This window comes from Longimicrobium sp., from assembly GCF_048594345.1.
In the GTDB taxonomy this organism is placed as follows: Bacteria; Gemmatimonadota; Gemmatimonadetes; order Longimicrobiales; family Longimicrobiaceae; genus Longimicrobium.
This window is the reverse complement of the sequence record NZ_JBMDXM010000097.1, coordinates 90642-113548: the sequence shown is the minus strand read 5'-3', so window position 1 is coordinate 113548 and position 22907 is coordinate 90642. Positions and strand designations below refer to the sequence as shown.

Here is a 22907-nt window from a genome sequence, read left to right as displayed (position 1 = left end):
CTCCCTGCATGGCTCAACCCGCTTTCGACAGCGCATACGCGCGGCTTCCGGACCGGTTCTTCGCACGGGTGGCGCCTACGCCGGTGGCGGCACCACGGCTGATCCGGGTGAACGCGCCGCTGGCGACGGAGCTGGGCATCGACCCGGACTGGCTCGCCAGCGAGGAGGGCGTGGCCGTCCTGGCGGGCAACCGCATCCCCGACACCGCTACGCCCATCGCCACCGCGTACGCCGGGCACCAGTTTGGCGGCTTCGTTCCGCAGCTGGGCGACGGCCGCGCCATCCTGCTGGGTGAGGTCATCGACCGGGGCGGCACCCGGCGCGACGTGCAGCTCAAGGGCGCGGGCCGCACCCCCTTCTCGCGCGGCGGCGACGGACGGGCGGCGCTGGGTCCGGTGCTGCGCGAGTACGTGGTCAGCGAGGCCATGCAGGCGCTGGGCATCCCCACCACCCGCGCGCTGGCCGCGGTGACCACCGGGGAACGGGTGATCCGGGAGACGATGCTTCCCGGCGCGGTGCTGACGCGGGTGGCATCCAGCCACATCCGCGTGGGCACCTTTCAGTTCTTCGCCAGCCGCGGCGACGTGGAGGGCGTACGCATGCTGGCGGACCACGTCATCGCCCGGCACTACCCGCACGCGGCCGATGCCGAGCGCCCGTACCGCGCGCTGCTCGACGCCGTGGTCCGGGCCCAGGCCGAGCTCATCGCCCGGTGGCTGCTGGTCGGCTTCATCCATGGCGTGATGAACACGGACAACACGTCGGTCGCCGGCGAGACCATCGACTACGGACCGTGCGCCTTTCTGGACGAATACGATCCCAAGGCGGTGTTCAGCTCCATCGACCGACACGGACGCTACGCCTACGCCAACCAGCCGGCCATCGCCCAGTGGAACCTTACGCGGCTGGCGGAGTGCCTTCTCCCGCTCCTGGCGGACGACAACGACGCCGCGGCCGCGGACGCCGTCGAGTCGCTGGAGGCATTCGCCCCGGCGTTCCACCAGGCCTACCAGGGCGGGCTGCGGCGCAAGCTGGGCCTCTTCACTGAGCGCGAAGGGGACGCCGCGCTCGCGGATGATCTGCTGCAGGCCATGGCGGCGAACGGCGCGGACTTCACCCTCACCTTCCGCGGGCTGAGCGAGGCGGCGGCGGATGAGGAGGGAGCCGCGGCGGTGCGGAGCCTGTTCGCCGACCCCGGCGCGTACGACGCGTGGGCGCCTCGCTGGCGGCAGCGGCTGCGGGAGGAGCCGGGCGATGCCGCCGCGCACCGCGAGGCCATGCTCGCCGTGAACCCCGCCTTCATTCCGCGCAACCACCGCGTGGAAGCGGTGATCCGCGCGGCCGTCGACCGGGACGACTTCGCTCCGTTCGATGAGTTGCTGACGGTGCTGGCCAGGCCGTACGATTCCCAGCCGGCCTTTGCCCGGTACATGGGGCCGCCCGCGGCCCAGGAGCGGGTGCTACAGACCTTCTGCGGCACGTAGACCGCCTTCCGTCCCGTGGTCGTGGGGTGATTGCCTGTCGGGCCGTCCTGTCGCCGGGCCGGACCCGGAGACAAGATCATTCCATGCGACCAACGCGTGCTCAACAGTTCCGCAGCCGTCTCCACCCGAAGCCTGGATCATGGTGTTTGGATTTCTGAAGAAGCGCCGCCGCGAGGAGATTCGCGCGCAGCCGTTTCCGCCGGAGTGGCTGGCGATCATCGAGCGCAACGTGCCGATGTACGCCCGGCTCTCGGAGGCGGACCGGGACGAGCTGCGGCGGCGGGTGCTGGTGTTCATCAACGAAAAGAACTTCGAGGGCGCGGGCGGGCTGGAGATGACGGACGAGGTACGCGTCACCATCGCCGCGCAGGCGTGCATCCTTCTGCTGCGCCTGGACGATGACGACTACTATCCCGCGCTCAAGTCGATCATCGTGTATCCGTCCGCGTATACGGTGCCTCGGCAGGAGCGGACGGGGGAGGTGGTGCGGGCGGACGATGCGGTGCACCTGGGGGAGTCGTGGGGGCACGGCGCGGTGGTGCTGTCGTGGAACAGCGCCCGCCGGGGCGCCGCCGACCCGCGCGACGGCAAGAACGTGATCCTGCACGAGTTCGCGCACCAGCTGGACCAGGAAGACGGCGCCGCAGACGGCACGCCGGAGCTGGACCGTCTGGCGTTCTACGCGCCGTGGGCGCGGGTGCTTAGCGAGCACTACCTGGCGCTGCGCACGGCGGCGCGCACCGGCCGCAAGACGCTGCTGGACAAGTACGGCGCCACCAACGAGGCCGAGTTCTTTGCCGTCGCCAGCGAATGCTTCTTCGAGCGCCCGGTGCAGCTTCGCACGCGCCACCCCGAGCTGTACGATGAGCTCGCCCGCTACTACGGCCAGGACCCGGCGGAGGGGATGAGGCCGGCGTAAGCCGGATCTCCGCTGGCGGAGGCCGGAAGAGACCAAATCCGAAGGGACAGGATTCGGAAACAGCGCAGTTGATTTCCTGAGGGAGCGCCACGCAAAACTTCAATCCACACAACCGCTGGTGCGCCGACCGAAGGACCTTGCCTGCAGAACCAGGAGCCTTGAACGGCTCCCGAGGGCTGACCCTCGCGCGACCCGACAAAGATCCTTCGGTCGCGCGCAAGCTTCTGTGGTTATGAAAGTTGCGGCGTGCGCTCCCTCAGGATGACAGTGTGCTTCTAGAGAAACAACTGAGGTTTCTCCTCTCGGATGACAGCGTGCTTCCGTTGGAAGCAGGTGAGGTTGCGCCACACCATCTCGGGAAGCCGACGCCTGGGGATGGTTTAGCACCAGCCTGCCAGCGAGCGTTGACCGATTTCCAGATCTGCATCACATGACTTCCGCGATAAAGCTCCAATTCGGAAAGGCGCGCCACGGGTGGCTGCCGACCACGCTCGACATCGACGATCGCGGCGCGCTGGCGTTCGACGTGTCGCACATCCCCTACGATTTCGTCGGGGAGCTGGTGGCGGCGCTGTCCGGCGTGCTCGACGGGCCGGGGGAGTACGTCGCACGCATCTGCGAGGAGCCGGTAGAGCACGACTGGCGGTTCCGCTCGTCGGATCGATCAGCCGTCGTGTTCGAGGTGGTGACGTACGCGTATGGCCGCGGCACGAAGGGCGAGGTGGTCGCCAAGGCGTGGGGGACGCCGCTGGAGATCGTGCTGCCGCTATGGCGCGGGTTGCGCGAGTTGTCCGGCCGGGCGAGCGCGGAAGGGTATCGTAAGAACTGGAGCGCGCCGTTCCCCTCCGACGCACTCGACCGGCTGACGGAGCGCGTGGAGAAGGCGCGCGCGTAGGCCTGTCGGCACGAAAGCGTGAGCCGCGCAGCCCTTTTCGGAACCGCTGCTCGGGGACCCGACTTGCTGACAATTAAGAACGGATGAGCTTCGAGACGTTGCGGGGGCGGATCAAGACGGCGCGGCCGTACAGCGTGATCCACGTCGAGCTGCGCGAGCGCAGTGCGATCGGCGCGAAAGGTATCGGCGATCGCGACGCCTGCGATGCGCTCACGAACGCGCTGGGCTTCCGCACGCTGGGGGATCGGTGGGTCGCGCTTAGCCCGGCGCAGGGCTACCAGGTTGCGTACGAAGTGCTCTGGCGCCAGCTCGCGTATGACCACGAGATGATGAAGCCCGCGCTGGCGGACGAGCTGGCGCGCGAGTTCCTGGCGCACTTTGAGCCGGATGCACGGTTCTTCACCAACTTTACGTGCCTGGACCAGACGTTCACGGTACACGGCGAGCACTGGAGCAACGCGGTGACGGAGGCAACGTTCGACCTGGGGCTGGTGGTGGTCGACCAACACCGCGCCGGCATCCTGTGGGCCGAAGACCAGGACTGACCACGAGCCACGGATTCAGCGGCGCATCCAGGGACGATGAAAGCTGATTTTACGTTGTGGCAGGCCCCGGCACGCGTGGTCGTGATGGCGGCCGCGCTCCTGTGCGCTGGCTGCATCGATGCGAACGAGTCCGCCGACGCGTATCGCCGCGACAGCCAGTTCGCGGAGCAGTTTGTGCGCGACATGCATGCGGGCGGGCTCGCCGGCGTTCGCGCGCGCATCAAGCCCGCGACGCTGCGCGATGCCGGTGATCCAAAAACTTCGTTCGACATCATGATGCGCGCGCTCCCCGCCGGCCCCATCGACTCCCTGCGCCCGCTGGATTCCGACATCGAACTGGGCCGTACCAGGGTCAGCAAGCTCGCGTACCGCGTGTACGGCGGGCGGCAGGCGGCGCTGGTGCGTCTGTGGATCGAAACCACGTCCAGCACGCAGTACGTGGAAACCGTGGCCGTGGACGACATCAGCGCCCAAGTCTGGCCGGCCACCCCGGCGCCCCGGTAGGCGCATCGGACTGCACCCGCACCGGCCCATGACCTTCGACGAGGCGCTGGATCACCCCGGCCCGCTGCTGGCCGCGTGGGACCTGACGACGTGCAAAGGCCAGCGGACGCTCACCCTGTTCTCGCTGGTGGATAGCCGCGCGCTTCCCCTCGCCCACCGCAGCGTTTCGGTCGATGATGAGGACGCCGCGGCCGCATCACTCCGCGACCGAGGGATCGACGTCGGCGAGTACGACAGCCGCTGTGACTTCGTCTGGTTGATCGGGGTGGATGGGGTGACGGTCTGGGGGCCGCACGGGCGCGTGCTGCACGCCAGCGGCAACACGCTCACCCTCGCCTGCGGGCGGACGCTCGCCCGCGCGGAACTGGCGCGCGTGCAGGCGTACGCGAGCGACGACTACCTGCAGCGCGGGGTCCGCACGCGGCTGCGGTCGGGGGACGATGTGGAGCTGGTGCGCGAGGTGTCCGCCGTCGCGGCCGCGGACCCCACCTACAGCCGCAACGAGCTGCTGTACGATACCGCGTGGGCCGGCGCCATCGCTTCCGCCGTGGCCACGTGGGCTCGCATCCCGTACGAGAACGGGATCTAGGCGGATCGCGAAAAAACCGCGAGGGGCGCCTTGCGGTGGGCGCCCCTCGAACATCGATTTCTAACGCCGCGCCCCAGTCGTCGGTTTCCTGAGGGGAGCGCAACACCGTGCAACCAGAAGTCACTCAACCGCTTGCGCGCGACCCGAAGGACCTTGCCCGCACGGCCAAAGGACGTGAACAGCTCCCGGAGGCTTGGCCCGTCGCGACCCGAGAAAGATCCTTCGGTCGCGCGCAAGCGGTTGTGGTCATGATGGTTCCGGCGTGCGCTCCCTCAGGATGACAGTGTGCTTCTGGGGAACAGCCCGGGTCTCGCAACGTCCTCTCAGGCAATCCTCACGCAGGCCGGCAACGCTCCGAATCAAACGCGCAGGCGCTCGTAGATTACCGAGTCGTCGCCCTTGTAGGTGGTGCGCAGGGATTCGCGGAAGCCGCACTTTTCGGCCACGCGGATGGAGGCGGTGTTCGCGGGGGCGATCATGCACACGGTGCGCGGCGCGGCCAGCTGCGCGTCGGCCCACGACAGCGCGGCGCGCACGGCCTCGGTGGCAAAGCCGCGTCCGTGCGCCCACGTAGCCAGCACCCACCCGGCCTCCGGCGCACCCAGCGGCGGCGTAACGTCGCGGTGAAAGTCGGCCAGCCCCACCTCGCCCACCATCCGCCCGGACTCCCGCTCGCGCACCAGCCAGTAGCTGTATCCCAGCAGCGCCCACATCCCGGCGTAGCGCAGCACCCGCGCCCACACCTCTTCTTCCGTCGATGGCCGCCCGCCGATGTGCACCGTGACGTGCGGGTCCGCCCACATGGCCAGGCACTCGTCAAAGTCCGCGAGCGTGTGGCCGCTGAGGATCAGCCGCTCGGTCCGAAGGATGGGGGCGGGGGATGTGGAGGTCGTCATGCGCGTAGACTACAATCGCGCCGCATCCGCCGCCACGGGGCCGGGACTGGAAGACAGGGCGCAAGCGGCCAGGGAACGGACGGGTCTCCGCTACGCTGATGACGCTCGCTGCGTTGATGTAGAGTTCGCCGCGCCGGCTCCGACTGCTCCATGCAAGCGGCCGGCACGTGGCTGCTTCGCGTGGACGATGACGGCGGCGGATGCGCCGCCCAGACAGGAGACGGAGATGCGCAAGCTGATCGCAAGCGAGTGGATGACGCTGAACGGCGTGGTGCAAAGCCCCAGCAGCCCCGGCGAGGACGCCAGCGGCGGATTTGAGCACGGCGGATGGCACGTGCCGTTCATCGACCCGATGTTCATGGAATGGGTGGCCGAAACCGTCGCGAGCGCGGGTGCCTACCTGTTCGGGCGCCGCACGTACGAGATCTTCGCCGCGCACTGGCCCACCGCGCCCGGGCCGCCGGTGCTCTCCGTGCCGCTGAACACGCGGCCCAAGTACGTGGCCTCCACCACGCTCAGCGAACCGCTCGCCTGGCAGAACAGCGCGCTGCTGCAGGGCGACGTTGCGCAGGCGGTCCGCGCGCTCAAGCAGGAGGACGGCGGCGACCTGCTGGTAATCGGCAGCACGGAGCTGTTGCAGACGCTGCTGAGGCACGGCCTTGTCGACGAGCTGCGGCTGATCATCGACCCGGTAGTGGTGGGCGGCGGCAAGCGCCTGTTCCACGACGACGGCGCGCTTCGCCAGCTGCGGCTGGTCGACAGCCGCGTTACCAGCACGGGCGCCATCATCACCACCTACGCGCCGGCCCAGGCCTGATCCTGAATCGGGAAGGTGACGTTGGCCTGCTGAGGCTGAGAGGGTGTGGCTACACCCAAACCCGAAGCGTTGACGTTCGGAGTGAGCCCACGTTGCGGGCAGGCTCCCCCCCTGATCACGCCGCCACGACGCGCCCGCGGTGCTCCGCGGGCTCGCCGGCGGCGCGGGTGGCCAGGGCGGCGGGAAGGCCCACGCCCAGGACGTGGATCAGCAGGCCGTTCAGGAGCACGGGCCACGGCCTGGGCCCCTCCGGCGCCGCGGAGAGCGGAACGACGATCACGTTCATCACCGCATACACCAGCAGCCCGTACAGCGGGCCGTACAGCAGCGGCTGCCGGCGCAGCGCCGGCCATGCGCGGCTGGCGGCAAAGTACACGGCCACCACGCCCAGGGCGATTACAAAGTGCAGCAGCACGCCCAGCGCCGCCGTCCCCGCCCCGCCGCGAAACGCCGCCATCCCCAGCACCCCCGCCGCGATGCTGTGCAGAATCGCCGTCGCCGGCACGCCGCGCGCGCCGTAGAACAGCAGCGCGTCCAGCAGGTCCAGCACACCGACGATCAGCGCCCCGCCCACGATGGCCTGCAGCGGCGTAAGCGGCGAGCGGGGAGAACCGGACGAAGCTGGTGACATGGCGAACCTCGCGGAGCGGGGAGAAGAACGGACCACGGACGATGCAGCTAACAACGCCTGTGGCCCACCACCTCTGCCCTGCTGGCTGCGTCACCCTCCCTCACGAGGAGAGGCGGACAGTCCAGTCCCGTACCGGTTTCCGTTTCTGCCGTTCTCCCTCCCCTACGAGGGCCGGGGAGGGGGGCGGCCCACCCTCTCGCGCCCCCAGCCGTCGGAGTACTCGACAACCCGACGCTCGCGCTTCCATCTGGCGAAACCGTGTGCGCATCGTGTACTTCTACGGGGATGTAGAGAACGCGCCGCCGGCTCCGACTACAGTGTGCAAGGACCCATCACGGGCTCCCAATGCGATAACGGGTGATCCAACGCCCACACCGGGACAGGAGAGTGGACCATGAAGTACATGCTGATGATGCACGCCCCGCGCGGCACGGGTGACTACCAGGTCAACGAGTGGTCCCCGGACGACTTTCGCGCCCACATCGGCTTTATGCACCAGCTGAACAAGGAGCTGATGGAAACCGGCGAGTGGGTGGACGGGCAGGGGCTGGCCGCGCCCGGCGAGGCCAAACTGGTGCGCGCGGCCGCCGACGGCGCGCCGGTCACCGACGGGCCGTTTCCCGAGGCCAAGGAGTTCCTGGCCGGCTTCTGGATCATCGAGGCCGACTCGCCCGAGCGCGCCTACCAGATCGCCGCCAGGGCGTCCGCGGCCCCCGGCCCCGGCGGCGCCCCGCTCAACATGCCCATCGAGGTGCGCCAGGTGATGAGCGCGCCGCGTACCGACGGCTGATGCCGGAAGCGCTGGAATCGGTCGTCGGGCACCTGCTGCGCGACCTGGCGCCGCAGGTGCTGGGCGCCGTCGCGCGGCGGCACGGCGACGTTGACGCGGCGGAGGATGCCGTGCAGGAAGCGCTGGTCGCCGCGGCGCTGCAGTGGCCGCGGCAGGGGATCCCCGCCAACCCGCACGGCTGGCTGTATCACGTGGCGCTGCGCCGCTTTACCGATCACCTGCGCAGCGAGATGTCGCGCCGCCGCCGCGAGGACGCCGTGGCCACCGCGGTGTGGGCGGAGTGGGCGTTCGTGCCGCCGCCGGACGTGGAGCTGGGGGTGGAGGGGGACGATACCCTGCGGCTGCTGTTCCTCTGCTGCCACCCCGCGCTCACGCCGGCCTCGGCCATCGCGCTCACTCTGCGCGCCGCCGGCGGCCTGACCACGGCGGAGATCGCCAGCGCCTTTCTGGTTCCCGAAGCCACCATGGCGCAGCGGATCAGCCGCGCCAAGGCCAGCATCAAGTCATCGAAACTTCCCTTCACCCTGCCGGACGGCGCCGAGCGCACGGAGCGGCTGGGCGCCGTGCTGCACGTGCTGTATCTTATCTTCAACGAGGGGTACGCCAGCAGCAGCGGCCCGCTTCTGCAGCGCACCGACCTTTCCAACGAGGCCATCCGCCTGGCCCGCACCCTTCACGCGCTCCTTCCGGACGACCCCGAGGTGGCGGGGCTGCTGGCGCTTATGCTGCTGACCGACGCCCGCCGCGCCGCACGTACGGGCTCCAGCGGCGAGCTGATCCCGCTGGACGAGCAGGACCGCGCGCTGTGGGATCACGGGCTGATCGCGGAGGGCGTCGCGCTGGTCTCCGGCGCCCTTTCGCGCGGCGCCGTTGGGCCATACCAGCTGCAGGCCGCCATCGCCGCGGTGCACGACGAGGCCGCGCGCGCCGAGCAAACCGACTGGCCGCAGATCCTGGCCCTGTACGGCGTGCTGGAGCGGATGTCGGACAACCCGATGGTGTCGCTGAACCGCGCCATCGCCGCCGCCATGGTGCACGGTCCGGAGGCGGGGCTGCGGCAGATGGAGGCGCTGGATGGGGATGTGCGGCTGCGCGGCCACTACCGGCTGGACGCCGTGCGCGCGCACCTGCACGAGCGCCTGGGCCATGCGGAGCGCGCCATCGCCCACTACCGCGCCGCCGCGGAGCGCACGGCCAGCATCCCGGAGCGCGACTACCTGACGCTCAAGGCCGCGCGCCTGGCCGCGGCGGCGCGCGCGTCCCAGCCGTCGTGAGGCGGGGCAGGTGGATCCCCGTCGCCACGGCGTCCCTCGCGTCGAAGGACGGAGGGCTACGGCGCCAGCGTCTGCAGCCAGCGGATCACCGCGTCCTGCAGCGCGATGCGGCGGTCGGACCAGCCGTGGTCCGTCGCCACGTGCACTGCGGTGACGCGCGGATTGCCCCGCGCCCGCACCGCGGCGACCAGCCGCTCGGAATGCGGCGCCAGGCCGTCTTCCGAGGTGAGCACCAGCAGCGGCGTGTTCGCCAGGCCCGCCGCCGCGCCCTCCAAGCGCCACGCCGCGGTATTTGCGATCAGTTCGTCCGCCATCGACGCCGGCGTCACCCCCGCCAGCGACTCCAGGTTGTCCGCCGCCAGGGCGACCACGTCCGCGCGCGGCCCGCTCCCCGCCAGCCCCATGTCCGCCGCGGAGATCAGGATCGCGCCGCGCAGGCCGGAGTCGCGCGCCGCGGTGAGCGCCGTCACCCATCCACCCATGCTGTGCCCGCCCAGCACCAGCCGCGCGGGGTCGATGCCCAGCCGCCGCGCGTTGGCCGTGTCGCGCAAAAATGCGAGCACCGCCGCCGCATCTTCCACGTTCTGCGCAAAGCGGAACGCGCCGGGGCTCCCCCACGATCCGCGATAGTTGAAGGTGACGGCGTTCCATCCCGCGCGCCGCACCGCCTGCGCCAGGTCCAGGTTCTTTTCGTTCCCCGGCCACCCGTGCGCAATGACCAGCGTGGGATGCGCGCCCGCTCCCGCCGCCAGGTATGCCACGCCGTTGATCCGCACGTCTCCGGAGGGGATGTGCAGCACCTCCATCCGCGCGGGGTGCGCCGTGTCGCGCGGCGGATCGGTGTAGATCGCGGGCGATAGCTGCTGCGCCGGCAGCGCGACGGCGGAGAGCACCAGCACGGCGGCGAGGATCAGGGAGCGCATGGGCAGGTGGATGAGGATCAAGGGACAAACCGCGGATTCCGCCCGGATGGCGGCGGCCGCGGCGGGCGATATCATCCTACGCGCACGGCAGGCGGGGCGGAAGCGTTCGCCGGGACAGGCGGACGGGAGGATGGAAGCGGTTCGCGCTGGCGGAGAGCGGGTAAGGGCGGGGGATGTTTGAGGGTGATCCACATCCGCACCGGATCTGCATCAAACGTCGGGATCAGATGAACCCGTCGTGGTGTACGCGGACCCCGACCCGCCACCGGGGGGCCAGCCGGCCCGCCCCAACCCTTCCCTGGAGCCACGTTGATGACGATCGCAGCGCCGGCCACCGACACCGATACCTCCGCCACGCCCCTCGCGCAGTACTCGTTTCGCCGTTCGGCGTTCGAGCAGGAACAAACGTACACCCTGTATGCGGACCGCCTGGTGATCACGGGCCAGGTGCCCACGCCGGTGGTGCATGAGCTGGCCAACGTGCGCAAGATCCACCTGAAGTACGACCGCACCAATGCGGGCGCACACTACCGCTGCCTGATCGACGCCCCCAATCGCCGCCGCCTCTCCATCGTCAGCAAGCACTGGGGCGGCATCGGCAACGTCCAGGACCGGGGCGACACGTACGCGCCTTTCGTGCGGGCGCTGCTGGTGGCGGTTTCGCGCAACCCCGGGGTCAAACTCAAGGCCGGTTCCATCCCCAACTTTGTCGCGGCACTGGTGTTTACGCCCGTCCTGGCGCTGCTGACGGCGCTCGCGGTCATGATGGAATCGTGGTGGATCGCGCTGGGCCTGGGGGCGCTGACCCTGACCTGCCTGACCATGATCCCGCGCACACGGCCGCGCACCATCGATCCGGCCAACCCGCCCGCCAACGTGCTACCGTAGCGCCACCGGCCCATCCGAATGCACATCCGCCCCGCGACCGCCGGCGACGCAGCCGGCATCAGCGCGCTGATCCTGAGCGTCTCCCGCTTCTTCACCCTCCATCCGGACGGCGAAGGAGCAGAGGCGTTTCTGGCCAACCTCTCGCCCCAGGCGATCGGCGGCTACCTGGTGTCGCCTGCCTTTGCGTACCAGGTCGCGGAGGAGGACGGCGCGCTGGCCGGCGTCGTCGCCATCCGCGACAACGCGCACCTGCACCACCTGTTCGTCGCGGCCGCGCACCACGGCCGCGGCCTCGCGCGCCAGTTGTGGGATGCCGCCCGGGAAGCAGCGCTGCGGGCGGGCAATCCCGGCGAGTTCACCGTCAACTCCAGCATCTACGCCATCCCCGTTTACGAGCGCTTCGGCTTCGTCCCCACCGGCCCGCGCGTAGAGCAGAACGGCATCGCCTTTCTCCCCATGAAGCTCGTGCTTGGCGAGTAGGCCATTTTTCCGCGGCCCACCACCACTCCCGCCATCCCCGCTTCCCACGCGAAAGCCAGCCAGTCCACGAAGACGCACGAAGACGGATTTCGTGATACGGAATCCGGGAAAACAACATCGGAAGGTACAGAGGGACCGAGAACAGCCCGAGGAACAGAGGCGATCCGCATTCCGTCCTCTGTTCCTCTGGCTGTTGTCTGTTCCTCTGTACCCTGACCTCTGTTCCCCGTGGTCCGACTTGAGGTGAGGTGTTTTTCCGGATCTGGTATAATGATAATTCTAATTATGATCCGGATCATTCGCCCTTCGCGGCTGCACGGCTCGAAGATCCGAATCATCATCCCTCCCCATCCCTCCGCCCCTGATTCCCGCGCGAACGCCGGTACTTTTGTGCTGTCCCGCTCGCGCGTACCTTCCGGCAGCGGCCCTGTCGCCGCCGCAATCCACCTTCGTCAGGGAAACAGCGATGCCGGAAGAGCCGCGGGCGGAGCAGCAGTGGCTGGCGCGGATGGTAGGCGAGTGGACGTACGAGATGGAGGCCGAGGGTGAACCCGGCGACCCGCCCATCAAGGACGCCGGCTCTGAAAGCGTACGCGCGCTGGGCAACGCGTGGGTGATCTGCGAGGCGAGCGGCACCACGCCCGATGGCGCCACGGCCACGTCCATCATGAGCCTGGGCTACGACCCGGAGCGGCGGCGCATCCAGGGCACCTTCATCAGCTCGATGATGACGTACCTGTGGATCTACGACGGCCAGCTGGACGCCGCGGGCAACGTGCTCACCGTGGATGCGGAAGGTCCCAGCTACACGGGCGAGGGGATGATGAAGTACCGCGACACCATCGAGATGGTGAGCGACGACCACCGGGTGCAGACGTCCGGCTACCTGGAGGCGGACGGCACCTGGCACCAGTTCATGACCACGCACTACCGGCGCGTCCGGTAGCCGGCGACGTCATCTCCAGGTTGCGAAGATCGCACCGGGGCGCCGCACCGGGCGCTGCTGCGCCTGCCGGACCTCGAGTCGGCTACCGCCTCCGCCTGGCGCGAATCGTCGATCTCCTCACCACGAGCACCGCAACGAAGCCCATGAGCAGCAGCGTCCGCTTCGCCACCACCGTCATCTACGTGGATGATCTCGTCGCGGCGATCGAGTTCTACCGCCAGGCCGCCGGCCTGGAGCCGCAGTTCTACGATGAGGCCGCGGGATTCGCCGAGCTGGGTGCCGAAAAGCGGCTGGCGCTGGCCGCACACCGCGCGGGCGACCTGATGATGCCCGGCGCGTACAACCAGCACGGGCAGCGCGTCTCAGCCGTGGAGCTGGCCTTCTACGCCGACGACGTGCCCGCCGCGTACCATCGCGCCGTCGCCGCGGGCGCCTCGCCGCTCACCCCGCCACGCGAGATGCCGTGGGGCCAGACGGTAGCGTACGCCCAGAGCCCCGAGGGCACCATCCTGGGCTTCGTCACGCAGATGCCCGAGGCTGACGGCGCGTAACATCCATCCCCGGCAGAGCTCTGCGCTGAAACCGGGAACGGATGATTCTCGTCGTATCCTGGACAACGACACTCGCGCCGATCGCTCCCGGCACCGCTATCTTTCAGCGGATGCCGTGCACCATCGCGGCGCCTTCTCGCACCAGACATTCGCCCGTGTCCATCTCCGCCGCTCCCCCGCCCGACGCCGCCTTCGAAGCCGGTCCCAGCTGCCGGCGCTCGCGCCTTTCGCCCCGGACAAGGCTGATCATCTTCTTTGGCGTGCTGTTTCCGCTCAAGTACGCGCTGCCGTACACGGGCATCTCCGCCGCCGCGCAGGTGATCGCGCTGGTGGCGGTGGCCACGGGGCTGGTGGGCGCCTTCTGGTTCGCGTGCGGCGAGGGTCGGCGCGGCGGCCTGCTGCTGATCGCCATGCTCTGGATCGCCGCCCTCGTCAAGATCGCGGCGCAGTAGCACCCATCCACGCGGCCTTTCATCCCGCTCCGCACGCACCGGCATGCATCGCTTCGCCCGGCTGTTCCTGCTTGTCGCGCTGATCGCCGCGCCCCTCCGGGCGCAGCGGCCCGCGCCCCCCGCCGCGTGGACGGACCCGGCGCTGGCGGCCACGCTCGACTCGCTGGCGCGCGGCTTCGGCGGCACGGTGGGCATCTACGTGCGGCACCTCGGGACGGGCGCCGGCGTGGAGATGAACGCGGACACCGTGTTCCCCACCGCCAGCCTGGTGAAGATCCCCATCCTGCTCACGCTGTACGACCAGGTGGAGCGCGGAATGCTGGACCTGGACGCGCGGGTGCCGTACCCCGACACGCTGAGCTACCGCTACGTCGAAGCCACCGACGTGGTGGGATACATGGTGGCCGGCGACACGCTTCCGCTGTCGGAGCTGGCGTTTCTGATGCTCTCGGTGAGCGACAACGTGGCCAGCCTGTGGATTCAGGCGCTGGTGGGCGGCGGCGCGGCGGTCAACGAGTGGATGGCGGCACACGGCTTTGAGCACACGCGCGTCAACTCGCGCACGCCGGGGCGTGAGGCGGCGCGCACCGCGTTCGGCTGGGGCCAGACCACGCCGCGCGAAATCGCGGCGTCGCTGGTGATGATCCGGGAGGGCCGCGCCGTGAGCCCGCGCGCGTCACAGGACATGTACCGCATGCTCACCAGGGCGTACTGGGACGACGTCGCCCTGTCGCAGATTCCTCCCACGGTGCAGGCCGCCTCCAAGCAAGGCTTCGTCGACAAATCCCGCAGCGAGGTGCTGCTGGTGAACGCGCCGCGCGGCGACTACGTGCTGGCCATCATCACCAAGAACCAGGTGGACGAAAGCTACCAGGAAAGCAACGAAGGCCACCGCCTGATTCGCGCCGTCTCCCGCGCCGTCTACCAGCACTTCAACCCCGACGACCCCTGGCGCCCGCTGCCGTGACCGTCCAGTGGCGGCCGATGCGGAAACATCCGTGTCCCGTGATTCGTACGCGATTGGACCGACATCGCCACGCGTACACACCGGCCATTGATGACGACGTTTCTCTCCCTGCTTGCGGCTGCCGGCCTCTGGATCCTGTACGAGATCGCGGGCCAGCTTGCTGGAGGGGTGCTGGGCGTGGTGCTCGCGCCCGTCTTCGGGCCCATCGGGCGCCTGGCGGGGCTGCTGCTGTGTGGCTGGACTGTCGCGCTTCTGTGGATGGGAGCCATCGCGTCGTACGGGTTTCTGGCGTGGAGCATGGATTCGCCGTCGCTGCTTGCCCGGGCGCTGGGGTTCGCCGCGTTCATGGGATTGACGCCGCTCGCGCTGATGGGCACGTTCGAGCTGCGGCACCGGCGCGACCGGCGCTGGAGGTAACCCGGCACGTGGGCTGAGCACTGGACAATGACATCCGCGGACGTGGATCCCCCTCTGGAACCCCTGCTCCCCATCTACACCGCGGAGTTGTTCCCCGGCCTGCACGCGGAACTCATCGCGCTGCTGCGCGGGCTGGATGAGGACGATTGGGCGCGGCCCACGGTCGCCGGCGCGTGGCGCGTGCGCGACGTGGCGGCGCACCTGCTGGATGGCGACCTGCGCAGGCTGTCCGCAGGCCGCGACGCGCACCTGCTTCCGCCGGACGGGCCGCTCGACTCGTTCGCCGACGTGGTGGGGCTGATCAACCGCGCCAACGCCAGCGGCGTGGCGTACGCGCAGCGGCTCAGCCCGCGCATCATCACTGACCTGCTGGAGGTCACCGGCCGCTGGGTGGCCGATCATTTCGCGCAGCTGCCGCCGCACGGCGACGCGCTGTACCCCGTGGCGTGGGCCGGCGAGGAGCGGTCGGAGAACTGGATGGACATCGGCCGCGAGTACACGGAGCGCTGGCACCACCAGATGCAGATTCGCGACGCCGTGGACGCGCGGCACGCGCTGCTGGAGTGGGACTGGCTGCAGCCGCTGCTGCACTTCTCCGTGCGCGCCCTTCCCCGCGCGTTCGCGAACGTGGACGCGCCGGAGGGAACCGCCATCACCTTTCACGTGCAGGACACGGACAGCTTTACCGTGGTGCGCACCGCGTCGGGGTGGCGGGTGTTCCACGGCTTCGCGCACTACGCCGCGGCGCTGCTGCGCGTGGGCCGCGACACGGCGTGGCGGCTGCTGTACAACGCGCTCCCGCCCGAGGTCGCCCGCAGGGAGCTGGAGTTCGTGGAGGGCGATCGTGCGCTGGCCGAACCGCTGTTCCGCGCGCGCTCGGTGATGGTGTAAGCGCCGGGCGGGTCGATGACGACGGATTCGCCACCGGCGCGCTTTCTCGCCAATGCCATGCTGGGCCGGCTGGCGCGCTGGCTGCGCACGCTGGGCTTCGACACCTTCTACGACCCCGCCGTGCACGACCCGCAGCTGGTCGTGCTGGCGGCCGCGGAAGGGCGCGTGCTCCTAACCCGTGACCGCCACCTGGTGGAGCACCTGCGCCCCGAGCGCGCGCTGCTGGTCACGCACGATGCGCCGCTGGACCAGCTTCGCTAGGTGGTCGCGGCGTGCGGACTGACCGGGCCGGCGGCGCTGTTCAGCCGCTGCGCCATGTGCAACGGCGTGCTGCGCCCCGCCACGGCAGACGAGGCGGCCACGCTGGTGCCGGAAGCCAGCCGCGGCCAGCCCGGCCCCGTCTCTCGCTGCCCCGGCTGCGGCCGCGTATACTGGGAAGGCTCGCACACGCGCCGCATGCGCGAGTCGCTTTCGCAGGCGCTGCCGGGCTGGGTATCGTGAACGCGGAGGTCGTATTGCCCAACCCCCGGAATTGATTTCCTGAGGGAGGCGCCGCGCTGATCTGACTCCAAGGACGAGGCCAGGGCGCCGACCGAAGGATCTCGCCGGCACGACCGCGGCGCTGGCTCTGCGCTCCGAATCCAGCCCCGCAGCAGCGGCAGACGAGATCCTTCGGTCGCGGGCAAGCGGTTGCGTAAGTTCAGGATTCGTGTGGCGCTCCCTCAGGCTCAGGAAATCAGCGCCGTGAGTTCGGGATAGCACCTCCCGACGGCAATATCCACCGCGCGTCTCACATCCATCCCGCTCCGTGACTCGTCCCGAACCGATCATCCTGAGCTGGAGCGGCGGCAAGGACAGCGCGCTGGCCCTGGTGCGCCTCCGCGACGATCCGCACGTCCAGATCACCGGCCTGCTCACCACCGTCACCGCCGGATACGACCGCGTGAGCATCCACGGCGTGCGCCGCACCCTGCTGCACGCGCAGGCGGCCGCGCTGGGCGTGCCGGTGCACGAGGTCACGCTGCAGCCCGAAAGCTCCAACCAGGCGTACGATGCCGCGCTGGCGCAGGCGCTGGGCGAGATCCGCGAGCGGCAGCCGGCGGTGCGGCGGGTGGCGTTCGGTGACATCTTTCTCCAGGACGTGCGGCAGTACCGCGAGGATCGCGTCGCCGCGCTGGGCTTTGACGGCCTATTTCCGCTGTGGGGTGAGCCGACGGACGCGCTGGCGCGGGAGGTGATGGAGTGCGGCATCCGCGCGCGCCTGGTCTGCGTCGACACGCACGCGCTCTCCGCCGCCTTCGCCGGCCGCGCCTACGACGCCGCGCTGCTGGCGGAGCTGCCCGCCTCCATCGACCCCTGCGGCGAGAACGGCGAGTTCCACACCTTCGTCTCCGACGGCCCCGGCTTCCGCACGCCGGTCCCGTACGAAGTGGGCGAGGTGGTGATGCGCGGCGACCGCTTCGCCTACTGCGACCTGCTCCCGCCAATGAGTACCCCCGCTGACAATCTCCCCACGCAGGCGGCGGAGTCGGGCGGGTAGAGATGCCCGCGCTCCGTCCCCGCAACTCTGTTGGCACTGTGTCACCAGTGCCACGTCGTTGCTGGATGATCTGAGAGGGTGCAGGTGCGGCGCAGGGCATGTACCTGCCCTGCTGCAACTGCTGGAGACGATTCCTTGGAAGACTTTATTTGACCTGTGGCGGGAGCCACACCTAAAATTCTATCCTGGCCGCATCGGGCGCCAGAAATGTAGCAGCCCACGACGCTGTGACTCAGGACGCATTTTGGGCTAGTCAGGATGCGCTGCCCAACCGCTCCGTACGCGCAGTCACGTTTTGTGAGGCGATGGTTCTTACTAGTATAACTCCTGCGTCGAGAAAGGAAGATAGCGCGCCAGCAACGGTTAAAAGTCGACTTAAAAGCTTGTTCGCTCACAATTTCAACCGGAGAAGGAAAGATGCGAAAGTTTGCGCTTTATCCCTGTGTGCTGGTGTCCCTGCTGACAGTCGCAGCGTGCGGGGACGTGCCGACGCAGCCGGATGCTCCGGCTGACGTAGCGGTCGCGGATGGTCCAGCATACAACGCTACGCTACAGGGCTGCGTATCGGACGGGCTGTGCACTCTGCAGCCGATCGTGGTGGGCGGCGGCGATGATCCAGACCCAGGCTGCGATGTGTTGTGGAAGCCGTCCTGTGGGACGTGCATCACGGGTACCATCAATCTGCCCTACGACACGCTGGGGGTGTCAAGCTGTCCCGGTGGCGGTGGAGGTTCCGGTGGTGGATCGGGAGAGGCTGGCGGCCCAGGTGGGAGCGGCGGTCCGGGCCTGGGCGATTCGACGCCGCCGGAGGCCGATGGCAACCAGGGTCCTGGCGTGTTCGTCGCCTGCGTCGGCACGCTGCTCGGTGTTATGGGTACGGCGGCGATGTTGGAGCCGCTTGGCCATGACGTGTACAACGCGCGAGAAGAGTACGCGAGCGCCAAGCGTATGTATGATGCTGTGATGGCAAACGATCCTACGCTCCAGATGGAGTTGCTGTACGCACATCGAGTGGAAGTTGCCCGCGCGAACTATAACGATGCAGTTCAGAACTACAGCCTTGGAGCGGGTGCGTCGGTTCTGGCCGTGATTGCCGCGGTCGTGGCCTGCTCGCCCGGCGTGATCCTTCCAACCCCCTGATGGAGTTGCAATCCGTGCATGACATCCGGACGCGCCCACCGATGCCAAAGGCCGCGCGATTGTTCAACCTCGCTGTCGCGGCTTTGATGTTCTGCGCTATGCTGGGTTTTGCGGCGTGGTCGACGGTCAGTTCCTTCACCCAAGGTGGACGGGAGCTTCTGCCCGGGGTTGGGGGGGTAATGATCGGAGCCGGGGCGGTCACCCTGCTCGCAGCCGTCTACGCGGAGTGGCAAACAGCAGAGCCGTTTCAGCACAGCCGCAGGTTTGTGCTCGGAACAGCACTGTTGGGTTTGGGAGCGACGCTCCTCCTCAGCGGGTTAACACGGTAGCCTCGCCGCATTCAACCGGGATCTCATACCATCTCTCGGATTTCGATGTGCAGTGAGGGTAACGATTTTCACGCGGAGGCGCGGAGAAAACAGAAGAGGCGCGGAGGGAACGCCAAAACGCCTCCGCGCCTCTTCAGTTCCTCCGCGCCTCCGCGTGATGTTTTTCGGTCGTTCCTCTGATTGCACAACGAACTGCGAGGAATGGTATCAAACGTTTCCAGATTCCTTCGCTGACTCTGTGAGGCCATTCAGTAGATGCCCGCCCGTGCGGTGAACCAGCGGCAACGACCATGAGCCAGACATCCGCACCGCCTACCCTCATCTTCATCATCGGTCCGCCCGCGGTGGGAAAGATGACGGTGGGGTACGAGCTTGCCCGCCGCACGGGGCTCAAGCTGTTCCACAACCACCACACCATCGAGCTGGCGCTGCAGTTTTTTCCGTTCGGATCGCCGCCGTTCGCGCGGCTGGTGGGTGAGTTCCGGCAAAGGATCCTGGAAGAGGTGGCCGCCAGCGACCTGCCGGGCCTCATCTTCACCTACGTGTGGGCGTTCGATCAGCCTGGTGATCACGCCTCCGTGGCGCGCCTGGCCGACATCTTTGCCCCGCGCGGCGGGCGCGTGCTGTACGTGGAGCTTGAGGCCACGCAGCAGGAACGGCTGCGCCGCAACGAGACGGAGTTCCGCCTGGCCCAGAAGCCGTCCAAGCGCGACGTGGCCGTCTCGCGCCAGCGGCTGCTGGAGCACGACTCCGTGTACCGCCTGAACTCCGGCGGCGAGTTTGACCATCGCGCCGACTGGCTGCGCATCGACAACACCGAGTTGCCGCCGGAAGCCGTGGCGGAGCGCATCATCGACCATTTTGCGCTGCCGGCCGCGGGCGCGTGAGCGCACCCCCAGGTGTCTGGATGATGCTTCCGCCTCTCAAACAAAGGTTCTGATCATGATGCAGGAATTGCTGCCGCCGCAGGCGTACCAGGGGATGGGCGCCTCAAGAACGCGGACCGCGCTGGTGATGGCGGTGCTCTGGGGCGTACCGATGACCCTCTTTACCATGCTGGACGCGGAGGATGCGCTGGAGGCCGTCCTGCTCCTGCTGGTGGGCGTGATGGGAGCGCTGGTGTTCGGCTTCATGTGGGCGTGGACGATGGCGTTCTGGATGGGCAGGCTGCAGAAGCGCATCTACCAGGGAGACCCGCGCATCGTCCCCGCGCCGCCCGCGGGCGACTACGACTACCGCCTGGCCTGCAGCTACATGGCATCCCCGGCGTTGGCGGTGGGCGGGCACCTGTATCTGGGCCCCGCGGCGTGGACCTTTGTTCCGCATCGCAAGAACCTCAAGCGGCACCGGGCGCCACTCACCATCGCCATCACACCCGGGACGGAGGTGCAATGCGTGGAGGTAAGGCTGCCCGCGCTTGCCAGGCTTCTGGTCCCGGGGCCGGCGTACCGGCTGCAGGTCCGCACCGCCGCGCTCATCGCGACCTTCGTCACGCCGGAGCCGCACACCGTTACCGCACGGCTCCGCGAGTATCTCCAGGCCGCTCATCCCTTCACCTGAAGCGGCTTCTCTCCCGTTGTCCCGCGGGCGCCTCGCGCGTACTGTTCCCTGCAGGTCGCAGCTCCTGGCGACACTCCACATCCGCACGCCGTGAAAAGCATGAAGCACCCCATCCGCGCCATCGCCGCGCTGGCCGGCGTCTGCCTGACCCTGGCGCTCGCCGGCGCGGCGCAGGCGCAGGTGCAGCCGGGCACGCCATCCAACACACCGTCGGAGAGATCCGTGAGCACACGCGCAACGGGCACGTTCGAAGTTCAGATGGCGCCGCAGGAAACGGCGGCCACCATCGGCAGGATGTCGCTGGACAAGCAGTTCCACGGGGACCTGCAAGCCACCGGCAAGGGCGAGATGCTGGCCGTGCAGGGCGGCGTGCAGGGCTCCGCCGGCTACGTGGCGCTGGAGCAGGTGACGGGTACGCTGCACGGCCGCACCGGCACCTTCTACCTGCAGCACACCGGCACCATGGACCGCGGCGCGCCGTCGCTTTCCATCACCGTGGTGCCGGACACGGGCACGGGCGAGCTCGTGGGGCTCACGGGAAGGCTCAACATCATCATCGAAGGCGGCAAGCACGCTTACGAGTTCGACTACACCCTCCCCGGCACCTCCTGAAAGGCACCATTTTCATGCCCGAACCGGCCGAGGCCAGCGCGACGGAAGAGTTCACGGACGACGCCGAGTACGGCTGGTGGCGCGATACGCATCCGGACGGCTTTATCCTCGCCGTGCGCACCCGTTCCAAGCCGCTGCTGCACAAGGCGGGCTGCCCGGAGGTGGACCGCGACGTACATCCGGGACGGCTGCGGGCCAGGGGCGCGCGGCAGATCTGCTCCGACACCAAGTCCGCGCTGCGCACCTGGGTGGCGCGCGAGCTTCCCGCGGACGGCAAGCTGGTGGACCGCTGCCCCAAGTGCGGACCCTGATTCCGCATCCGGGGCACCCCCTGGTCCTGCTCTGAACGAGGCTTCCCATGCAGCGGGACGTCTTCATCTGCCACGCTCGCGAAGACAGGGCGGCTACCGCGCACCCGCTGGCCGCGGCGATGCGGCGGCACGGGCTGGACGTGTCGCTGGACGCGGAGGAGCTCGCCCCGGGCGACCCGCTTCGGCGGCGGGTGGATGAGGGACTGGCGCGGGCGGGGTGGGGCGTGCTGGTGATCGGCCCCGGGTTTCTGGGGATGGAGTGGCCGCGGGCGGAGCTGGACCGGCTGCTGGCGCGGGAGATGGGCCCGGAGCGGCTGATGATACCCGTGTGGCACGGCGTCACCGCCGCCGACGTGGCGCGCCGCTCCCCCCTCCTGGCCGCGCGCCTGGCGGTCGATGCGGGCGGCGGAATCGACGCCGCGTGCGAGGCCATCCTCACCCTGGCCGGCCGGCGTCCACCCGCCGCGGCGCCGCCGGAAGAGGCGCAGCGGTCGGCGCTGCCGGCCATCTGGCGGTCACTTGTGGAGAACCCCGGCTTTTCGCTGGCGGACGTGCATCAGCACCTGGCCCACCGCGAAGCGTACGCCGGCCAGGAGATCGGCGGCTACACGCTGCGGGAGCTGCTGGGCGTGGGTGCGTCGGGCGCCGTCTTCGCCGCCGTGCACACTCGGCTGGGGCGGCAGGTGGCGCTCAAGCTCTTTTTTCCCTTCGCCGACGACCTGCGGCAAGTCATGCAGGCCACCGAGCGCGCCGTCCGCGGCGTCTCGTCGCTGCGCCATCCGGGGATCGCCGCGCTGCTGGACTACGACTACGTACGCATCGGCATCGGCGCGGCGCCGTACCTGGTGTACGAGCCGGTGGACGGCCGTCCGCTGCCGGAGTGGAGCCGCGGACTGCAGACGCGGCGGGATCCCTCCGCCGCCACCGCCCAACGCGCCTTGCTCGCCCGCCGCCTGGACGTCGCCATCGCCGCGGCGGAGGCGCTGCGCGTGGCGCACGAATGCCGCATCGACGGCGACGGCGCGGCCGGCGTGCCGCACGGCGACCTCAAGCCGGGCAACGTGCTCGTCCGCGCCGACGGGCAGCCGGTGCTGATGGACTTCATGATGACCGGCATTCAGCGGCTTGCCGCCGAGCGGCTGGAGCTGTGGAACGGGTGGGAGAAGGACATGGAGGGTTCGTACCAGTCCGGCGTTCCCGTCTCCGCCGCGTTCGGAGCGGGAGGGTACGCCGCGCCGGAGCAGGAGGCGGCCGGCGTCGCGACCCCGGCGGCGGACGTCTACGCGCTGGGCCGGCTGTTCGAAGACCTGTTCTGGCCGGACGCACCCGATGGGCGGTGGGAGCGCGGCGGCGCCGACCCGCAAGCCAGCGCCGTCACCGAGTCCGAGGCGGCCGAACTCGTCGCCGCGATGACCAGCCCGCAGCCGGACGCGCGCCCCGGCTCCGCGGCCGAGGTGGTGTTGCGCCTGCAGCGCATCCGCGCCGCGCACCAGGCCCGCATCCGCGCCGGCGCATCCGCGCACGCGTAGCCTCCGCAGGCAGACACATACGACGGA

General features: G+C 69.2%; 27 protein-coding genes and 1 pseudogene. 25 read left to right on the top strand and 3 right to left on the bottom strand.

Annotated features, from left to right (window positions below):
- Positions 1 to 8: 8 nt before the first annotated feature.
- From ACOJUJ_RS10885 to ACOJUJ_RS10860, 6 genes are all read left to right on the top strand, one after another.
- Positions 9 to 1484 (top strand): protein adenylyltransferase SelO, encoded by a 1476-nt coding sequence (locus tag ACOJUJ_RS10885; protein ID WP_420126897.1) that lies wholly within the window; start codon positions 9 to 11, stop codon positions 1482 to 1484.
- A gap of 139 nt (positions 1485 to 1623) precedes the next feature.
- A complete protein-coding gene (locus ACOJUJ_RS10880) occupies positions 1624 to 2403 on the top strand; it encodes a zinc-dependent peptidase (RefSeq protein ID WP_420126896.1) in 780 nt (259 codons plus the stop codon).
- 430 nt (positions 2404 to 2833) lie between these two features.
- Positions 2834 to 3298, top strand: a complete 465-nt coding sequence (locus tag ACOJUJ_RS10875) for a hypothetical protein (protein ID WP_420126895.1) — start codon at positions 2834 to 2836, stop codon at positions 3296 to 3298.
- An 83-nt stretch (positions 3299 to 3381) separates the two neighbouring features.
- Positions 3382 to 3843: a hypothetical protein gene (locus ACOJUJ_RS10870; RefSeq protein ID WP_420126894.1), complete on the top strand. Its 462-nt coding sequence runs from the start codon at positions 3382 to 3384 to the stop codon at positions 3841 to 3843.
- Between the two features lie 36 nt (positions 3844 to 3879).
- On the top strand, positions 3880 to 4347 hold the full coding sequence (locus tag ACOJUJ_RS10865; RefSeq protein WP_420126893.1) for a hypothetical protein: 468 nt from the start codon (positions 3880 to 3882) through the stop codon (positions 4345 to 4347).
- A gap of 28 nt (positions 4348 to 4375) precedes the next feature.
- The gene (locus ACOJUJ_RS10860) at positions 4376 to 4936 is read left to right on the top strand and encodes a hypothetical protein (RefSeq protein WP_420126892.1); all 561 of its coding nucleotides are present in this window, start codon (positions 4376 to 4378) and stop codon (positions 4934 to 4936) included.
- A gap of 359 nt (positions 4937 to 5295) precedes the next feature.
- Here ACOJUJ_RS10860 and ACOJUJ_RS10855 read toward each other — a convergent pair whose 3' ends face one another.
- On the bottom strand, positions 5296 to 5832 hold the full coding sequence (locus ACOJUJ_RS10855; protein WP_420126891.1) for a GNAT family N-acetyltransferase: 537 nt from the start codon (positions 5830 to 5832) through the stop codon (positions 5296 to 5298).
- Positions 5833 to 6058: 226 nt separating this feature from the next.
- Here ACOJUJ_RS10855 and ACOJUJ_RS10850 point away from each other — a divergent pair, with 226 nt between their 5' ends.
- The gene (locus tag ACOJUJ_RS10850; RefSeq protein WP_420126890.1) at positions 6059 to 6649 is read left to right on the top strand and encodes a dihydrofolate reductase family protein; all 591 of its coding nucleotides are present in this window, start codon (positions 6059 to 6061) and stop codon (positions 6647 to 6649) included.
- A gap of 115 nt (positions 6650 to 6764) precedes the next feature.
- Here ACOJUJ_RS10850 and ACOJUJ_RS10845 read toward each other — a convergent pair whose 3' ends face one another.
- Positions 6765 to 7280, bottom strand: a complete 516-nt coding sequence (locus tag ACOJUJ_RS10845; RefSeq protein WP_420126889.1) for a hypothetical protein — start codon at positions 7278 to 7280, stop codon at positions 6765 to 6767.
- Positions 7281 to 7674: 394 nt separating this feature from the next.
- On the opposite strand from ACOJUJ_RS10845, the gene ACOJUJ_RS10840 reads away from it, so the two are divergent.
- On the top strand, positions 7675 to 8070 hold the full coding sequence (locus ACOJUJ_RS10840) for a YciI family protein (RefSeq protein WP_420126888.1): 396 nt from the start codon (positions 7675 to 7677) through the stop codon (positions 8068 to 8070).
- On the top strand, positions 8070 to 9344 hold the full coding sequence (locus ACOJUJ_RS10835; protein WP_420126887.1) for an RNA polymerase sigma factor: 1275 nt from the start codon (positions 8070 to 8072) through the stop codon (positions 9342 to 9344). Before ACOJUJ_RS10840 ends, ACOJUJ_RS10835 begins: the two co-directional genes overlap by 1 nt.
- A 56-nt stretch (positions 9345 to 9400) precedes the next feature.
- Here the strand turns inward: ACOJUJ_RS10835 and ACOJUJ_RS10830 are convergent, their stop codons facing one another.
- Positions 9401 to 10267 (bottom strand): alpha/beta hydrolase family protein, encoded by an 867-nt coding sequence (locus tag ACOJUJ_RS10830; RefSeq protein WP_420126886.1) that lies wholly within the window; start codon positions 10265 to 10267, stop codon positions 9401 to 9403.
- A gap of 312 nt (positions 10268 to 10579) precedes the next feature.
- Between ACOJUJ_RS10830 and ACOJUJ_RS10825 the strand changes: the two genes are divergently transcribed.
- The 16 genes and pseudogenes from ACOJUJ_RS10825 to ACOJUJ_RS10750 all read left to right on the top strand — a co-directional run bounded on the left by ACOJUJ_RS10825 (position 10580) and on the right by ACOJUJ_RS10750 (position 22880).
- The gene (locus ACOJUJ_RS10825; RefSeq protein WP_420126885.1) at positions 10580 to 11155 is read left to right on the top strand and encodes a hypothetical protein; all 576 of its coding nucleotides are present in this window, start codon (positions 10580 to 10582) and stop codon (positions 11153 to 11155) included.
- A gap of 18 nt (positions 11156 to 11173) precedes the next feature.
- Positions 11174 to 11635, top strand: coding sequence for a GNAT family N-acetyltransferase (locus ACOJUJ_RS10820; RefSeq protein WP_420126884.1), 462 nt, complete (start codon positions 11174 to 11176; stop codon positions 11633 to 11635).
- A gap of 466 nt (positions 11636 to 12101) precedes the next feature.
- Positions 12102 to 12581, top strand: coding sequence for a DUF1579 domain-containing protein (locus ACOJUJ_RS10815; RefSeq protein ID WP_420126883.1), 480 nt, complete (start codon positions 12102 to 12104; stop codon positions 12579 to 12581).
- 143 nt (positions 12582 to 12724) lie between these two features.
- Positions 12725 to 13132 carry a VOC family protein gene (locus ACOJUJ_RS10810; protein ID WP_420126882.1) on the top strand — a complete coding sequence of 136 codons (408 nt, stop codon included), beginning with the start codon at positions 12725 to 12727 and terminating at the stop codon, positions 13130 to 13132.
- Between the two features lie 155 nt (positions 13133 to 13287).
- Entirely contained in the window at positions 13288 to 13584 is a 297-nt protein-coding gene (locus tag ACOJUJ_RS10805) for a hypothetical protein (protein WP_420126881.1), read from the top strand.
- 43 nt (positions 13585 to 13627) lie between these two features.
- Complete coding sequence (locus ACOJUJ_RS10800; protein WP_420126880.1) at positions 13628 to 14551, top strand: serine hydrolase; 924 nt, start codon at positions 13628 to 13630, stop codon at positions 14549 to 14551.
- Between the two features lie 90 nt (positions 14552 to 14641).
- Positions 14642 to 14968, top strand: coding sequence for a hypothetical protein (locus ACOJUJ_RS10795; RefSeq protein WP_420126879.1), 327 nt, complete (start codon positions 14642 to 14644; stop codon positions 14966 to 14968).
- A 27-nt stretch (positions 14969 to 14995) separates the two neighbouring features.
- Positions 14996 to 15859: a maleylpyruvate isomerase N-terminal domain-containing protein gene (locus ACOJUJ_RS10790; RefSeq protein WP_420126878.1), complete on the top strand. Its 864-nt coding sequence runs from the start codon at positions 14996 to 14998 to the stop codon at positions 15857 to 15859.
- A 15-nt stretch (positions 15860 to 15874) separates the two neighbouring features.
- Positions 15875 to 16360: pseudogene (locus ACOJUJ_RS10785) on the top strand (Mut7-C RNAse domain-containing protein).
- A gap of 307 nt (positions 16361 to 16667) precedes the next feature.
- The gene (locus tag ACOJUJ_RS10780; protein ID WP_420126877.1) at positions 16668 to 17399 is read left to right on the top strand and encodes an ATP-binding protein; all 732 of its coding nucleotides are present in this window, start codon (positions 16668 to 16670) and stop codon (positions 17397 to 17399) included.
- Between the two features lie 417 nt (positions 17400 to 17816).
- Positions 17817 to 18539: a hypothetical protein gene (locus ACOJUJ_RS10775; RefSeq protein ID WP_420126876.1), complete on the top strand. Its 723-nt coding sequence runs from the start codon at positions 17817 to 17819 to the stop codon at positions 18537 to 18539.
- A gap of 619 nt (positions 18540 to 19158) precedes the next feature.
- Complete coding sequence (locus tag ACOJUJ_RS10770) at positions 19159 to 19755, top strand: hypothetical protein (protein WP_420126875.1); 597 nt, start codon at positions 19159 to 19161, stop codon at positions 19753 to 19755.
- A gap of 55 nt (positions 19756 to 19810) precedes the next feature.
- Positions 19811 to 20428, top strand: a complete 618-nt coding sequence (locus tag ACOJUJ_RS10765) for a hypothetical protein (RefSeq protein ID WP_420126874.1) — start codon at positions 19811 to 19813, stop codon at positions 20426 to 20428.
- A gap of 222 nt (positions 20429 to 20650) precedes the next feature.
- Positions 20651 to 21040 (top strand): DUF3224 domain-containing protein, encoded by a 390-nt coding sequence (locus ACOJUJ_RS10760; RefSeq protein WP_420126906.1) that lies wholly within the window; start codon positions 20651 to 20653, stop codon positions 21038 to 21040.
- A 14-nt stretch (positions 21041 to 21054) separates the two neighbouring features.
- Positions 21055 to 21351, top strand: coding sequence for a hypothetical protein (locus tag ACOJUJ_RS10755; protein WP_420126873.1), 297 nt, complete (start codon positions 21055 to 21057; stop codon positions 21349 to 21351).
- Between the two features lie 47 nt (positions 21352 to 21398).
- The gene (locus ACOJUJ_RS10750; RefSeq protein WP_420126872.1) at positions 21399 to 22880 is read left to right on the top strand and encodes a TIR domain-containing protein; all 1482 of its coding nucleotides are present in this window, start codon (positions 21399 to 21401) and stop codon (positions 22878 to 22880) included.
- Positions 22881 to 22907: the final 27 nt, after the last annotated feature.

Excerpts from the sequence above, each read along its gene's own strand:
- ACOJUJ_RS10815 (WP_420126883.1), top strand. The coding sequence starts at position 12,102 with ATGCCGGAAGAGCCGCGGGCGGAGCAGCAGTGGCTGGCGCGGATGGTA.
- ACOJUJ_RS10870 (WP_420126894.1), top strand. The coding sequence starts at position 3,382 with ATGAGCTTCGAGACGTTGCGGGGGCGGATCAAGACGGCGCGGCCGTAC.
- ACOJUJ_RS10865 (WP_420126893.1), top strand. The coding sequence starts at position 3,880 with ATGAAAGCTGATTTTACGTTGTGGCAGGCCCCGGCACGCGTGGTCGTG.
- ACOJUJ_RS10860 (WP_420126892.1), top strand. The coding sequence starts at position 4,376 with ATGACCTTCGACGAGGCGCTGGATCACCCCGGCCCGCTGCTGGCCGCG.
- ACOJUJ_RS10790 (WP_420126878.1), top strand. The coding sequence starts at position 14,996 with ATGACATCCGCGGACGTGGATCCCCCTCTGGAACCCCTGCTCCCCATC.
- ACOJUJ_RS10845 (WP_420126889.1), bottom strand. The coding sequence starts at position 7,280 with ATGTCACCAGCTTCGTCCGGTTCTCCCCGCTCGCCGCTTACGCCGCTG.
- ACOJUJ_RS10880 (WP_420126896.1), top strand. The coding sequence starts at position 1,624 with ATGGTGTTTGGATTTCTGAAGAAGCGCCGCCGCGAGGAGATTCGCGCG.
- ACOJUJ_RS10885 (WP_420126897.1), top strand. The coding sequence starts at position 9 with ATGGCTCAACCCGCTTTCGACAGCGCATACGCGCGGCTTCCGGACCGG.
- ACOJUJ_RS10855 (WP_420126891.1), bottom strand. The coding sequence starts at position 5,832 with ATGACGACCTCCACATCCCCCGCCCCCATCCTTCGGACCGAGCGGCTG.
- ACOJUJ_RS10835 (WP_420126887.1), top strand. The coding sequence starts at position 8,070 with ATGCCGGAAGCGCTGGAATCGGTCGTCGGGCACCTGCTGCGCGACCTG.
- ACOJUJ_RS10765 (WP_420126874.1), top strand. The coding sequence starts at position 19,811 with ATGATGCAGGAATTGCTGCCGCCGCAGGCGTACCAGGGGATGGGCGCC.
- ACOJUJ_RS10770 (WP_420126875.1), top strand. The coding sequence starts at position 19,159 with ATGAGCCAGACATCCGCACCGCCTACCCTCATCTTCATCATCGGTCCG.
- ACOJUJ_RS10820 (WP_420126884.1), top strand. The coding sequence starts at position 11,174 with ATGCACATCCGCCCCGCGACCGCCGGCGACGCAGCCGGCATCAGCGCG.
- ACOJUJ_RS10830 (WP_420126886.1), bottom strand. The coding sequence starts at position 10,267 with ATGCGCTCCCTGATCCTCGCCGCCGTGCTGGTGCTCTCCGCCGTCGCG.
- ACOJUJ_RS10840 (WP_420126888.1), top strand. The coding sequence starts at position 7,675 with ATGAAGTACATGCTGATGATGCACGCCCCGCGCGGCACGGGTGACTAC.
- ACOJUJ_RS10795 (WP_420126879.1), top strand. The coding sequence starts at position 14,642 with ATGACGACGTTTCTCTCCCTGCTTGCGGCTGCCGGCCTCTGGATCCTG.
- ACOJUJ_RS10750 (WP_420126872.1), top strand. The coding sequence starts at position 21,399 with ATGCAGCGGGACGTCTTCATCTGCCACGCTCGCGAAGACAGGGCGGCT.
- ACOJUJ_RS10800 (WP_420126880.1), top strand. The coding sequence starts at position 13,628 with ATGCATCGCTTCGCCCGGCTGTTCCTGCTTGTCGCGCTGATCGCCGCG.
- ACOJUJ_RS10825 (WP_420126885.1), top strand. The coding sequence starts at position 10,580 with ATGACGATCGCAGCGCCGGCCACCGACACCGATACCTCCGCCACGCCC.
- ACOJUJ_RS10755 (WP_420126873.1), top strand. The coding sequence starts at position 21,055 with ATGCCCGAACCGGCCGAGGCCAGCGCGACGGAAGAGTTCACGGACGAC.
- ACOJUJ_RS10850 (WP_420126890.1), top strand. The coding sequence starts at position 6,059 with ATGCGCAAGCTGATCGCAAGCGAGTGGATGACGCTGAACGGCGTGGTG.
- ACOJUJ_RS10810 (WP_420126882.1), top strand. The coding sequence starts at position 12,725 with ATGAGCAGCAGCGTCCGCTTCGCCACCACCGTCATCTACGTGGATGAT.
- ACOJUJ_RS10775 (WP_420126876.1), top strand. The coding sequence starts at position 17,817 with ATGCGAAAGTTTGCGCTTTATCCCTGTGTGCTGGTGTCCCTGCTGACA.
- ACOJUJ_RS10875 (WP_420126895.1), top strand. The coding sequence starts at position 2,834 with ATGACTTCCGCGATAAAGCTCCAATTCGGAAAGGCGCGCCACGGGTGG.